Source organism: Janthinobacterium sp. GW456P (assembly GCF_002127655.1).
Taxonomy (GTDB): Bacteria; Pseudomonadota; Gammaproteobacteria; order Burkholderiales; family Burkholderiaceae_D; genus Janthinobacterium.
In genome coordinates this window covers 65,959-78,535 of sequence record NZ_NEHB01000020.1, presented here as the reverse complement: position 1 = coordinate 78,535, position 12,577 = coordinate 65,959, and the positions used below count along the sequence as shown (strand labels likewise).

11 protein-coding genes and 1 pseudogene are annotated in these 12,577 nt (G+C 63.4%); 8 read left to right on the top strand and 4 right to left on the bottom strand.

Annotation, left to right across the window (positions count from 1 at the left end; genetic code table 11):
* The first annotated feature begins 3 nt into the window (after positions 1–3).
* The 5 genes from CBW66_RS18715 to CBW66_RS18695 all read left to right on the top strand — a co-directional run bounded on the left by CBW66_RS18715 (position 4) and on the right by CBW66_RS18695 (position 5,600).
* Positions 4–1,545: a sugar ABC transporter ATP-binding protein gene (locus CBW66_RS18715; protein WP_230492276.1), complete on the top strand. Its 1,542-nt coding sequence runs from the start codon at positions 4–6 to the stop codon at positions 1,543–1,545.
* Complete coding sequence (locus tag CBW66_RS18710) at positions 1,542–2,627, top strand: ABC transporter permease (protein ID WP_170933089.1); 1,086 nt, start codon at positions 1,542–1,544, stop codon at positions 2,625–2,627. Before CBW66_RS18715 ends, CBW66_RS18710 begins: the two co-directional genes overlap by 4 nt.
* Positions 2,624–3,598 carry a galactofuranose ABC transporter, permease protein YjfF gene (gene yjfF, locus CBW66_RS18705; RefSeq protein ID WP_086140690.1) on the top strand — a complete coding sequence of 325 codons (975 nt, stop codon included), beginning with the start codon at positions 2,624–2,626 and terminating at the stop codon, positions 3,596–3,598. Before CBW66_RS18710 ends, yjfF begins: the two co-directional genes overlap by 4 nt.
* A gap of 4 nt (positions 3,599–3,602) precedes the next feature.
* Entirely contained in the window at positions 3,603–4,574 is a 972-nt protein-coding gene (locus CBW66_RS18700) for a glycoside hydrolase family 43 protein (protein WP_086140689.1), read from the top strand.
* Between the two features lie 84 nt (positions 4,575–4,658).
* Entirely contained in the window at positions 4,659–5,600 is a 942-nt protein-coding gene (locus CBW66_RS18695; protein WP_035823672.1) for a LysR family transcriptional regulator, read from the top strand.
* Between the two features lie 135 nt (positions 5,601–5,735).
* On the opposite strand, the gene CBW66_RS18690 is transcribed toward CBW66_RS18695, so the two are convergent.
* From CBW66_RS18690 to CBW66_RS18675, 4 genes are all read right to left on the bottom strand, one after another.
* A complete protein-coding gene (locus CBW66_RS18690; RefSeq protein WP_086140688.1) occupies positions 5,736–7,001 on the bottom strand; it encodes a DUF6445 family protein in 1,266 nt (421 codons plus the stop codon).
* Positions 7,002–7,047: 46 nt separating this feature from the next.
* The gene (locus CBW66_RS18685) at positions 7,048–7,779 is read right to left on the bottom strand and encodes a hypothetical protein (RefSeq protein ID WP_086140687.1); all 732 of its coding nucleotides are present in this window, start codon (positions 7,777–7,779) and stop codon (positions 7,048–7,050) included.
* Between the two features lie 31 nt (positions 7,780–7,810).
* Positions 7,811–8,632 carry a hypothetical protein gene (locus tag CBW66_RS18680; RefSeq protein ID WP_086140686.1) on the bottom strand — a complete coding sequence of 274 codons (822 nt, stop codon included), beginning with the start codon at positions 8,630–8,632 and terminating at the stop codon, positions 7,811–7,813.
* Between the two features lie 85 nt (positions 8,633–8,717).
* Positions 8,718–10,106 carry a caspase family protein gene (locus CBW66_RS18675; RefSeq protein ID WP_170933088.1) on the bottom strand — a complete coding sequence of 463 codons (1,389 nt, stop codon included), beginning with the start codon at positions 10,104–10,106 and terminating at the stop codon, positions 8,718–8,720.
* Between the two features lie 175 nt (positions 10,107–10,281).
* Here CBW66_RS18675 and CBW66_RS18670 point away from each other — a divergent pair, with 175 nt between their 5' ends.
* The 3 genes and pseudogenes from CBW66_RS18670 to CBW66_RS18660 all read left to right on the top strand — a co-directional run.
* Positions 10,282–11,046, top strand: coding sequence for a hypothetical protein (locus tag CBW66_RS18670; protein WP_086148684.1), 765 nt, complete (start codon positions 10,282–10,284; stop codon positions 11,044–11,046).
* The gene (locus CBW66_RS18665) at positions 11,043–12,068 is read left to right on the top strand and encodes a hypothetical protein (RefSeq protein WP_086140683.1); all 1,026 of its coding nucleotides are present in this window, start codon (positions 11,043–11,045) and stop codon (positions 12,066–12,068) included. Before CBW66_RS18670 ends, CBW66_RS18665 begins: the two co-directional genes overlap by 4 nt.
* Before the next feature lie 28 nt (positions 12,069–12,096).
* Positions 12,097–12,577 (top strand): annotated as a pseudogene (locus tag CBW66_RS18660) (hypothetical protein); the annotation flags it as partial.

The window sequence follows — 12,577 nt, the reverse complement described above, 5'->3', positions numbered from 1 at the left end:
CGCATGATGAAGACGCAAGCGCATCACACTGCCGCGCCAGCTCCCTTGCTGGAGTTGCGCGGCATCAGCAAGTCCTTTCCCGGCGTCAAAGCCCTCAGCGACGTTGCCCTGCGCCTGTATCCGGGTGAAGTGCACACTTTGATGGGGCAAAACGGCGCCGGGAAATCGACCCTGATCAAGGTGCTGACGGGTGTCTACACGCCCGACAGCGGCCAGATTTTGTTTGAGGGCAAGCCCATCGCCCCTGCGTCCACCTCGGATGCGCAGGCGCTGGGCATCAGCACCGTGTACCAGGAAGTCAATCTGTGCCCGAACCTGTCGGTGGCGGAAAATATCTTTATCGGCCGCTATCCGCGCCGTTTCGGCATGATCGACTGGCGCGCCATGCAGCAGCAGGCGCGTGCCTTGCTGCAGCAATTGCAAATCGATATCGATGTCACGGCGCAATTGTCCAGTTTTCCGCTGGCGATCCAGCAAATGGTGGCCATTTCGCGCGCGCTGAATATTTCGGCACGCGTGCTGATCCTCGACGAACCCACGTCCAGCCTGGACGAGGCGGAAGTCAATCTGCTGTTTTCCGTGCTGCGCCGCCTGCGCGAGCAGGGCATGGCGATCCTGTTCGTGACCCACTTTCTCGACCAGACCTACGCTATTTCCGACCGCATCACGGTGATGCGCAACGGCGAGCGCGAGGGAGAGTATGCGTGCAGCGAGCTGTCGCGCCTGGCGCTGGTCAATAAAATGATCGGCGTGGCGGCCGATACGCAGGCGCAAGAACTGGATCTGGCGCCAGCAGCGGACGCGGCCAGCTTTGGTCCGGCCGTGCTGGAAGCAACAGGACTGGGCCGCAAGGGCGCCTTGCTGCCCATGGATTTCCACATCCGCCAGGGTGAATTGCTGGGCCTGGCCGGCTTGCTCGGCTCGGGCCGCACGGAACTGGCGCGCCTGCTGTTCGGCGCCGACAAGGCCGACTCGGGCACGATCACCATGCAGGGCCAGCCGCGCCAGTTCGCCGTGCCGCGCGACGCGATTGCCCGCGACATTGGCTTTTGCTCGGAAGACCGCAAGCACGAGGGCGCGATTTTATCGCTTTCCGTGCGCGAAAACATTATATTGGCCTTGCAAGCCCGCACGGGGTTGCTGCGCGCCATCCCCTTTAAACGCCAGCAGGCGCTGGCCGACGAATACGTGAAGGCGCTGGGCATCAAGACGGCCAGCATCGAGACGCCGATCGGTAGCCTGTCGGGCGGCAACCAGCAAAAGGCCTTGCTGGCGCGCTGGCTGGTGACCTCGCCGGCCATGCTGATTTTAGACGAACCGACGCGCGGCATCGACGTGCGCGCCAAGCAGGAAATCATGCGCTATGTGGTCGAACTGTGCCGCAAGGGCATGGCGATTCTGTTCATCTCGTCCGAATTGCCGGAAGTACTGCGCTGCAGTGACCGTATTGTCGTCATGCGCGACCGCAAGGCATGCGGCGACTATGCGCGCGGCGAACTCGATGACAGTTCCGTGTTGCAAGTGATTGCCGGAGAGACAGCATGAGCATGACCACATCGTCGCCCGCCGCCCCTGCGGCGCGGGCGGCTGCCACCACGGATTCTTCCATTGTGCATAGCGTTTTACACCACCCCCTGAGCCGGCCCCTGGCCGCGCTGTTGCTGTTGCTGCTGGTGGCCTTCTGCGCCATTCCCGGCTTTTTTCACCTGGAAATCCGCGACGGCCACCTGTACGGCAGCGTGATCGACATCGTCAACCGCGCCGCGCCGCTGATGCTGGCCGCGCTGGGCATGACCCTGGTGATTGCCACGCGCGGCATCGACATTTCCGTAGGCGCCGTCGTGGCCCTGTCCGGCACCGTGGCCGCCATGCTGATCGGCGGCACCATGGTGATGGAAAATGGCGTGCCGGCCTACGTCAGCAACATCCCCATGGGCTGGGCCCTGGCGGCGGCCCTGGGTGCGGCCCTGCTGTGCGGCGCCTGGAATGGCGTGCTGGTGGCCGGCCTGGGCTTGCAGCCCATCGTCGCGACCCTGATTTTGATGGTGGCCGGGCGCGGCCTGGCGCAATTGCTGACGGATGGGCAGATCGTCACCGTCTATTATCAGCCCTTCTTTTTCATCGGCAGCGGCTACCTGTTCGGCTTGCCGTTCTCGCTGTTTCTCGTCGCGGCCGTGTTTATCATCACCGCCGTGCTGATGCGCAAGACGGCGCTGGGCCTGTTCATCCAGGCCGTCGGCATCAATCCCGTCGCCGCGCGCCTGGCCGGCATCCGGACGGCGACATTGATCTTCTTTGTCTACGTGTTTTGCGCCGCTTGCGCTGGCCTGTCGGGGCTGATGATCAGCTCGAACATCAAGAGCGCCGATGCGAATAACGCGGGCCTGATGCTGGAACTCGACGCCATTCTGGCCGTCACCCTGGGCGGCACGTCGCTGGCCGGCGGCAAGTTCAGCCTGGTCGGCAGCATGATCGGCGCGCTCATCATCCAGACCCTGACCTACACGATTTATTCGCTGGGCGTGCCGCCCGAAGTGAACATGGTCGTCAAGTCGGTCGTCGTCTTCCTCGTCTGCCTGTCGCAATCGTCGGAATTCAAGCAATTGCTGCATCGGAGAAAAGCATGAAGGGTTTGCTGCACACCCCGTATTTCACTTCGCTCGTCACGGTCTTGCTGCTGGTGGTGATGCTGGGCCTGGGCGGCGCCGCCTATCCGGGCCTGCTGTCGACGCAAGTGATCTTTAACCTGTTGATCGATAACGCCTTTTTGCTGGTGATTGCCGTCGGCATGACCTTCGTCATCGTCTCCGGCGGCATCGACCTGTCCGTCGGTTCCGTGCTGGCCCTGTCGACCATGATCGCCGCCTGGCTGCTCAACGTGGCGCACTGGCCGCCGCTCCTGGTGATTGCCACCGTGCTGGCGCTGGGCAGCGTATTTGGTGCCGGCATGGGCGCGCTGATCCATTATTTCAAGCTGCAGCCCTTCATCGTCACCCTGGCCGGCATGTTTTTGGCGCGCGGGCTGTGCTACTTGATCAGCATCAATTCCATCACCATCGATAACCCGCTGTTCGTCGCCATGTCGCAAACCCAGCTGGGCTTCCTCGGCGGTTTCGTCTCGCCCGGCGTGGTCATTGCCGTGCTGACCCTGCTGCTGGCCATCTGGCTGGCGCACGCCACGCCGTTCGGCCGCGCCGTGTATGCGATCGGCGGCAATGAGCAGTCGGCCCTGATGATGGGGCTGCCCGTGGGCCGCACCAAGGTGTTCATTTATGCCTTCAGCGGCTTTTGCGCGTCACTCGGCGGCGTGCTGTTTTCGTTTTACATGCTGTCCGGTTATGGCTTGCACGCGCAAGGCACGGAACTGGACGCGATTGCCGCCGTCGTCATCGGCGGCACCCTGCTTAGCGGCGGCTATGGCTACGTGGCGGGCGCCCTGTCCGGCGTGCTCGTGCTCGGCACCATCCAGACCCTGATCGCCTTCGACGGAACGCTCAGCTCGTGGTGGACCAAGATCGTCATCGGCGGCTTGCTGTTCGTCTTTTGCGTCGTGCAAAGACTGATGGCCATGGGCCAGAAAAATACCAAGGGGAGTTAATCTGATGTTCAAGCAACATACACGTGCCGCCATCGGCATGGCGGCGGCGCTCGCCTGTGCGGCACCTGGCGCGCAGGCGGCCAACCCCATCGTGAAAAATATCTACACGGGCGACCCGGCCGCGCTGGTCGACAATGGCAGGGTGTACCTGTACGTGGGCCACGATGAAGCGAGCGCCACGGATACGGATTACCGGATGAACGAGTGGCGCGTGTATTCGACGTGCGACATGGCCAACTGGACCGATCACGGCTCGCCCGTGCGCTTTTCCACTTTTGCCTGGGCCGGCAAGGATGCGTGGGCGGGCGACATCGTCAAGCGCGGCAGCAAATACTATTTCTATTCGACCGTCGACCACAAGACCATCCCCGGCAAGGCCATCGGCGTGGCTGTGTCCGACAGCCCGACGGGGCCGTTCGTCGACGCGCGCGGCAGCGCCCTGATCACGAACGACATGACGAAACAGACGGCCATTCCTTGGGACGACATCGACCCGGCCGTCTTCATCGATACGGATGGCCAGGCCTACCTTTATTGGGGCAATACGGTCTTGAAATATGCGAAGCTGAAAGCCAATATGACGGAGCTCGATGGCCCGATTCTGACCTTCGGCATGGATGCGTTCACGGAAGCGGCCTATCTGCACAAGCATGCGGACACATATTACTTGTCGTACTCGCGCAACTTCCCCGAGGAAACGGCATATGCGACGGGGCCCACGCCGACGGGGCCGTGGCATTTCCGCGGCACCATCATGGACAAGAATGCCGTCGTGAAAACCATCCACCAAGCCATCATCGAGTTCAACGGCAAGTCCTACATCTTCTATCACAACGACAAGTTGCCCGGCGGCGGAGAATACCGGCGCTCCGTGGCCGTGGAAGAGCTGAAATACAAGCCGGACGGCATGATCGAATTCATCCAGCAAACGGCTGGCCCGGCTGCCAACCCGAGCGCCGCCTGCAAGGCATCCTGAGCCATTTCATCAAAAGGAGACACACCGATATCTATAACATCGATATTGAGTTAAAACCGATATCGATCATGATATGATTTATTCATGGATACCCTCAACCCCAACTGGTTCTTGCGAGCCCGCCTGAAGACGCGGCAATTGCTGCTGCTGATCGCCCTTGACGAGCAGCGCAACATCCACCGCGCGGCGGAGGAATTGCACATGACGCAGCCGGCCGCGTCCAAGCAAATCAAGGACCTGGAAGAGATGCTGGACGTGCGCCTGTTCGACAGATTGCCGCGCGGCATGGAGCCGACCATCTACGGCGAAACGATGATACGCCACGCGCGCATGGCCCTGACGAGCCTGTCCCTGGCGCATGACGACATCGTGGCCCTGAAGTCGGGCCTGACGGGCCAGGTGGAAGTGGGCGTCATCATGACGCCGGCCATGGCCTTGCTGCCGCGCGCAATCGCCCGCATCAAGCAGCAGGCGCCCTTGATGCGCATCGGCGTGCATCTGGAGCACAGCAATACCCTGATGGACATGCTGCAGCATGGCACTTTGGACTTCATGATCGGGCGCATCCTGGAAAAGGAAAGCAGCGCCGGTCTGATCTACGAGGAGTTGACGGAAGAGCCGGCCAGTGCCGTGGCGCGCAATGGCCATCCGCTGCTGTCGCGCAAGAATCTGCAGTTAAAGGATCTGGCGGGCCAGCCGTGGATCTTGCCGCCGCAAGGCAGCATCCTGCGCCACCGCTTCGACATGATGTTCCGCCGCGCCAGCCTGGAGCCGCCCGTCGACGTGGTTGACACCACCGCCTTGCTGCTGATCACGTCCCTGCTGCAGCAGACCGATTCCCTGCACGTGATGCCGACGGAAGTGGCGCATTACTATGAATCGCTGAACGTGCTGAGCATCCTGCCGATCGAGCTGCCGTGCAAGATGGATGCCTTCGGCATCATCCGCCAGCAGGACCATCTGCTGTCGCCGGGGGCGGATATGCTGCTAAAGGCAGTGCGCGCCACGGCTGCGGACATGTATTGACGATCACCGAATAAAACGTCCGTGGCGTTGTTGCCGTGCCTTGTCGTACATTCGTACTGCCTGCGGCACGGCGCCTAGCCCCGAACATTTTCTTCGGCGCCGTCGCGAACTTCGGCGATTTTTACTGCGTATAGCTCAATCCGGCACCTCAAAGAAAAACAGCTGCACCAGCCGGCCATTTTCCGGCGTGTCGCCAAACACATTGCTGATCGAGTGAAAGTAGTGTCCCTTGTAGACGATCAGGCGGTTGTGGCGCATCGGCACTTCCAGCAGCGCTTGCCAACTGTCGCGCTGTTCCTGTAAGTCGTTGAATTTCTGTACTTTACTGTTCGGCAACCAGCGTTTCTGGAAATCCTTGAAGCTGGCGTAGCCGCCCGCTTTCACGTCCGCTTCCGGCAGGCGCCGGTACCAGCCGCTGGGCTGGTGGCGCCAGAACGTGGTGCCGCCCTGGCACTGCTCGGGCGGATTCAGATACAGCACGCCGGCATAAAAATTGAAATTATTCCCCGTCTCGTTGTCCACGTGGATATCCGTGCGCGCCATCGCATCCGCATAGCTGAGGCGGTAGGAGCCGTTGTCGGGCGAGATAAAGCGGATGGGACGGCCCAGCGCCGTGGCGATGCGTTCCATGATGGCCTGGCTGGGCTGGCCTGCCGTCTGGCTGCCCGGATAGTTTTGTCCCGCATAGCGCTGCTGCTCGAACGGCAGCGCCAGTGCCTGCGCGCGCCAGGCGGTGGGATCGGGCAGGAAATCGTCGAGGATGTGCAAATCCGTTTCGCGCAAGAAATCCTGCAGCGATGGCGAGGCGTCGATCGGTGTCAACGTTTCTGTGTGTTCCGCTTGCGGACTGGCAAAGCCGATGCGGCACGTCTGTTCCAGCGCCGGGTGCAGGGCCAGGGCTTGCGCGTAGCGGGTCAGTGCCAGTTCCTGCTGTCCCGTGCGGTAATACAGCTCGGCCAGGCCCTGCAGGGTTTGCCAGCGCTGCGGGCGCAGGGCGTGGGCCCGTTCCAGTTCGGCGATGGTCTCCATCAGCCGCTGTTTTCCCAGCAGCAATTCCGCATGGCTGATGGCGAAATCGTGTTCGTGCGGCGCCAGCCGCGCCGCCGTGGCGTAGCTGGCCAGCGCCGCCTCGCTGTCCGTGCCGCGCAGCACGTTGCCGAGGTTGTAGTGGAACAGGGCGTTCTCCGGCTGCTGCCTGAGCGACAGTTTCAACAGGCCCAGGCCGAGCGTGCCCTGGCCCAGCTCCAGCATCGCCAGGCCCTGGAAATGCTGCGCTTCGGCCAGGGCCGGGTCCTGTTGATACGCAGCCTGGTAGGCGTTGATCGCTTCGATCAGCTTGCCTTGCTGCTGCAGTTGCCGGCCCTTGGCCAGCTGTTGTTCCGCCAGTGTCTGTTCGCCCATGTCACTATCCCGATGCAATGTGGCGAACAGTGTAACCGAGCTCGTTCTACAGCGCCTGGCTGACAGGAATTTCCTGTCCGTTCAGCTTGATCGCCACCTTGACGATCTGCGCCTTGACCTGGTTGCTGGCCATGTCCGCTTCCTGGGCATAGGCGTACACGATGATGGCGAAATCCTTGTAGCCGCTGCGGGCCGCCTCGATCTTGCGCGCCGCCTCCTGGTCCACTTTCAGCAGCGAATAGCCATCGCCGTTCGTGAATGCCAGCTTGTAGTCGCCGTTGTCGTACATGTAGTAGTACGTGCCCGCGTCGGCGAACTTGGCGGGGAAGGCGGCCTTGTCCATGACGTACGGCGACAGCGCGCCCTGGCCGTTGATCTGGTAGCGCAGGTAGCGCTTCGTCTTGGCTTCATTGACCTTGGCATCGATCTGCGGTTTCAGGGCGTCGAGCACTTCCTGCTTGCGGAAGGCGTCGTTGCTGCCCGCATATTCGCGCGAGATGCGCTGCGCCACGGCCGCGTAGTCGGGCGGCACGCCGGACAGGGCGAGGTAGCTGTACATCAACTGGTTGCCGCTGGTGATGTCGACATAGCTGGCGTTTGGCGTCGCCGGGTCCGCTTGCGGCAGGCTGGCGGCCGCCGCCTTGACTTGCGCCTTGGCGGCCAGGTCGGCGACGTTCGCCGCAACGGGGGTGGAGGCGACTGGTGTGGCGTTATCCGTCTTGCCGCAGGCGGACAGGATCAGGGCGATGGCGAGAAGGGCGGGCAGGGTACGGTTCATGATATTTCCTTTAGTGAATGTGTGAGGTGACTTAGCCGATGGTTTTACGCTTGTATTCGCCAACGCCATAGGCCGCCAGGACGATGGAAGCGGCCAGCAGCAGGTAAAAACCGATGCCGAACGACATGCCTTGCCAGACTTGCCCCAGCATTTCGCTGGCCATCTGTTCGGCCATGCGGGCCGCGCGGTTGCCCATGATGCCGCCCATGGCGCTGCCGGCATCGCTGACGGCGCCCTTGATCTTGATGAACAGCAAGCTGCTGTGGATGACGATGAACAGCAGCGGCGCGCACTTGCCCAGCGCCGCTTTCGGGTGGCTGCTGGCCATGGTGGCGCAGCAGGCGGCAATGGCCAACAGGAAGAAAAATTGGGCCGAGCTAAAACCGCTGCCGCCATCGCGGCCAAAGCTTTCCAGGCTGTCGGCGGACAGGCCCAGCAACTGCCAGTAGGTGCGCGACACGGTGGCGAACAAACGGATGCCGATGGTGTTGAAAATGAAGGCGCCGGCGATCAAGATGCCCAGGCTGGCCAGCACCGGGATGCCCAGCGCCGAGACGGCCCGGCCCCACAGTTGCTGGCTTTTTTCGCGCGCCAGTTTCGCCGCGCCGGCCATCTCTTCCTGGGCCAGTTGCTGGGTTGCCACGGCGCTGACGCTGGCGAGGCTGCCCGCCTCATCGAAACGCACGTCGACGACGGCGTTGATGACGGGCGCCACGTCCGAGCGCCAGTGGAACTTGATGTCGAACGCATGTTGAATGCCGGCCACGCTGACGGAACCTTGTCCGCTTGCTTGGTAGGCGAGGATGCGGCCCCGTTGGCCGGTGGTGATTGCTGCTGGGCTGGATGGTTGCATGAGATTTCCCTGGTCACTGTCATGCTGTATTGCATGTACCCACGGATAACGGGGGCAGTTCAGGGAAATCTAAAATTATTTTGAATTATTTTTTTGGCGGCTGCATGAAGTCCTTGGCGGCACCCTGGTAATCCTTCATCAAGCCCATGAAGGCGTCCTGCAGATGGCGGGCCGCGTCCTGCGGCGGCGCGCCCGTGCGCCGCGCCAGATCGAATTTGTAGGCGTGGGCGGGGCTGTAGCCGGCTTGCGAGGCGGCGTCCAGCAGCACGCCGGCCCGTTTCAGCGAGGCCGGGTCGCCCTTGACCATCAACAATTCGGCCAGATAGGTCTGGGCGATAGGAAAGTCTTTCGCGGCCGCCTTTTCCAGCCACTGTATGCCCGCCTTCGGCTGTTTGATTCCCGCATCGCCGCCGCCGATGCCGTAGCCGAGGGCCGTCAGCGCCACCAGGTCGCCGCCGCGCGCGCGCTTTTCCAGCTGCTGGCGGGGAAACGGCCGCGCCGCGATCTGCATGCGGATTTCATAGTTAATGTCTTGCAGCACATTGCCTGGCCATATCTTGGCGCCTGGTGCGGCCGGTTTTTCCACCGCTGGCGCAGGTGCCGGGACCGGTGCGCGCATGCCGCCCTGACCTTGCGTGCTGGCCAGCACGCCGGGGGCTGGCGGACTGACGCCCTTGCCGCTGCCCATGTTCAGCACCAGGCGGGCCGACGTTTCGCCAAATGACACGCGCGGCCTTTGCACATCGTGCGTCATGGCGGCGACCCGCGCCGCCACTTGTGAAAACACGTCGCTCATGGGCAGGCCCGGGGCATCGAGCGCGTCGAGCAGGGCGCTCGTGTACGGGCTATTGCGCGAATCGGGCGACCAGAAATCGCGCGCCAGGGCGCCGGGCCCGGCCGAATAGGCGATCACCACGCCGCGCGGCGCTTGGGTGTCGGCAAAGCCGTGGCTGGCCGCGTTGCCGCCGCCGGGCACCATCACGGCGCCGCCGCGCGTATATTCCTGGCGGCAAGCGTCGAGGATCAGCACGGCGCCGCGCGCGCCCGTGCGCTGCAGGTCGCCCGCCAGGCTGGAAACGGACACGCCCTGCGCGGCGATGGCGGACGCGCTCAGTGCCTGCATGTTGGCGCCCAGCGGCAGCACATAATTGGCTTCGCCCGCCTGCGCGCCGTGGCCCGCGTAAAACACGAGAGCGATATCGGCACCGCGTGCTTGCGTGGAAAACTCGGCCGATGCCTTTTGCAGCTGCTGCGCATTGATGTCCGTGCGCAACAGCACTTCAAAGCCCAGGCGGCGCAGGCGCTCGGCCATGGCGCGCGCATCGTTGACGGGATTCAGCAAGGGCTGCGGATAGGCCGCATTGCCGATCACGAGGGCGATGCGCTTGGGGGGAGCCGTTGGCGCGGCGGCGTGCGCGACGTTGCTGAGCAGTAAAAAGAACAAGCTGAAAAACAGGGGAATCAGGCGTTGCATCGGCGTCTCGGGGATTGTCGTGAAAGTAACAAAAGTTAGCGATTTTGACTGTGATATGAGAAAATTGCTTAAATGCATTTTACCTTACTGACAAGTTTCTCTTGTCTGGCCAGCGCACGGTGCGCGTCGCCGCCGGCCAGTGGCGCGTGCCGCCCAACACACGATCGGACCGGCTTTGCAATCGGAACAATTTGAACGCATTCATGACTTCTGGACGCGCCGCCAGCGGCTGTCGCAAGACGAACTGGGCGAGTTTTACCAGCGCGTCATCGCCGCGCTGACGCCGTGCCGTCCGCGCGAGGCGGCATCGCTGGGCGATTCGCTGGCCGACTTGCGCCACCAGTTTTTCATCGAAAAAATCCTGCACGGCGACAGCGACGCCGCGCCCCACCACGTCGGTGCTTTGTACCTGTACTTCAAGCGCTTCATCATCGACCAGTTGCGCAAGCAGCGCGATGACGAAGATGCCGATGCGCAGGAGGGCTGCGACTTGCAGGCGCCCGACGCCTATGCCGCGCCGCTGCGCGACTACCAGCTCACGCCGCAGCAAGTGCGCGACGCGGCCGACGTGTTCATCGCCACCTTGCCCCGCGATTTGATCTTGCTGCTGCGCCATTGCGGCTGCGGCGGCATGCCCGTCAAGGAACTGGCCGAGCAGATCGCGTCCGCGCATTACCACGGCGGAAAATTAGGCCTCGTGCACCGGCAGAAGGGCGATCCCGCCAGCGCGGGACGGCAGATCGTCGAGCCGGCCCACCGCGCCACCTTGCTGGGCAGCTGGGTCTTGACCCTGCTCAAGCTGCGCGTGGGCGATGCCCTGGCCGCGCGCGATATGCAGGCGGCGCAAATAGTTTTGGATATTCTGTGCGTGGCCGCGTTATCCCTGCACATGGACCCCGTGTCCACCCACACGAACCCTGATGAAAGGCCATCGGCATGACTGCATTGACGCCCTCGCTGGCCATCGTTGCCGCGCGCCTGCCTTCGCCGCCATCGTCCGCCGAATTGCTGGACGCGGACGTGGCGGGCACTCCCCCCGACTGGCGCGGCATTGCCGTGCCGGAGCACTTGATGCAACGCTTTGCGCGCCGCAGCGACGCGGCGCCCTTGGCCGGGCGGCCCATCGCGGGTGGACAAATTCACCTGCTGGCGCGTTGCCCCGGCTTTGGCGCCGTGCTGCTCGATGCCTGGGACAGCACACGCCAGCGCTGGCGCGGCTGGCTCGTCACGCCGGACGCATCGTATGCGGATGCCTGCGGCCTGGTGGTCGAGGAACGCGACGCGCCCGCCGACCCGCGCGCGGGCCTGGTGCTGTGCGACATGCCGGTGAGCCTGGCCGTGACGGACCTGGGCGCCTGCCTGGGCGTGTTCAGCCAGGAGCGCCTGCAGGCGGTGCGCTGGCTGGAAACGCATGGCCGCGCGAATGCGGCCGCTGCCGCGCCGGGCGTGATTGCCAGAGTGGCGCTGCCGGGCGACGGCTATGCGCTGACGGGCACGCCTTTGTCGAGCGAACTGGGCAAGGATGGCCGCGTGGCGTACCGGCAGTTGCTGCGCCAGGGGCTGCAGCAGTTGCAGATCACTCCGGCCGATGCTGCCGCGCAAAAAACGAGCACGCCGGTCAAGGCGGCCAATGCGAACCGCTGGCTGAAGATCGTCACCGCCTTGGCCGCCAGCGTGATGGTGGTGCAATCGGCGTGGCTGTTCCTGCCGAAGGATCAGGCTGTCGTCGGCAATGCGGAATTCCGCAATGGCGGCAGCGGCGTCGAGACGGGCGTGCGCTTCCGCGTGCTGTTCCGCGCCGAGGCAACGGAAGCGGAGATCCGCACCTGGCTGCAGCGCGAGCAACTGGAAATCGTCGCCGGGCCGGACACCTTGGGCGCCTTCACCGTGCTGTCGCGCAACCGCCAGAAAGTCTTGCCGCCGCCAGGCCCTGGTAATCCGCTGGCCGTCATCAACCCCTGAATACTGAAATAAGAGAAAGTTATCCAGCATGACAATGTATAAAAATTTTGCATTCGCGCACTGGCGCAAACTGGCCATGGGTGTGGCCGCCGGTATGCTGTTGACGGGCTGCGCCATGACGCCGAACGGCCGTGGCGGCGTGATGATGGGCCTGGACACGGCCGAGTTGTTCGGCACGCCGCTGTCCACCTTCCGCCTGCGCGACGGCACGGAAGGCACCTTGCGCAAGGACCCGCAAGGCAAGTATTCGATCAAGCTGTCGCAGGCGTTTCGCGTCGTGCCGCTGGCCAATGCCGTCACGGCGCGCGTGGCGCGCGTGGAAAACGTGGGCGAGCGCACCGTGGTGATCGTCGAAACGCAGGAGCGCGGCTGCGCCTACCGCTATGAAGTGCTGGCTTTCCAGGGCACGGACGTGTTGCAGTGGACGGTCGGCAATTGCAAGGATCGCCCCCGCGTGGAGCTGGCCGCCGATGGCAAATCGCTCAATATCGACTTCCCCAACTACAACC

What these genes read in the sequence shown, in the direction of transcription:
- CBW66_RS18715 (WP_230492276.1), top strand. Translation starts at nt 4, where the DNA reads ATGATGAAGACGCAAGCGCATCACACTGCCGCGCCAGCTCCCTTGCTG.
- CBW66_RS18710 (WP_170933089.1), top strand. Translation starts at nt 1,542, where the DNA reads ATGAGCATGACCACATCGTCGCCCGCCGCCCCTGCGGCGCGGGCGGCT.
- yjfF (WP_086140690.1), top strand. Translation starts at nt 2,624, where the DNA reads ATGAAGGGTTTGCTGCACACCCCGTATTTCACTTCGCTCGTCACGGTC.
- CBW66_RS18700 (WP_086140689.1), top strand. Translation starts at nt 3,603, where the DNA reads ATGTTCAAGCAACATACACGTGCCGCCATCGGCATGGCGGCGGCGCTC.
- CBW66_RS18695 (WP_035823672.1), top strand. Translation starts at nt 4,659, where the DNA reads ATGGATACCCTCAACCCCAACTGGTTCTTGCGAGCCCGCCTGAAGACG.
- CBW66_RS18690 (WP_086140688.1), bottom strand. Translation starts at nt 7,001, where the DNA reads ATGGGCGAACAGACACTGGCGGAACAACAGCTGGCCAAGGGCCGGCAA.
- CBW66_RS18685 (WP_086140687.1), bottom strand. Translation starts at nt 7,779, where the DNA reads ATGAACCGTACCCTGCCCGCCCTTCTCGCCATCGCCCTGATCCTGTCC.
- CBW66_RS18680 (WP_086140686.1), bottom strand. Translation starts at nt 8,632, where the DNA reads ATGCAACCATCCAGCCCAGCAGCAATCACCACCGGCCAACGGGGCCGC.
- CBW66_RS18675 (WP_170933088.1), bottom strand. Translation starts at nt 10,106, where the DNA reads ATGCAACGCCTGATTCCCCTGTTTTTCAGCTTGTTCTTTTTACTGCTC.
- CBW66_RS18665 (WP_086140683.1), top strand. Translation starts at nt 11,043, where the DNA reads ATGACTGCATTGACGCCCTCGCTGGCCATCGTTGCCGCGCGCCTGCCT.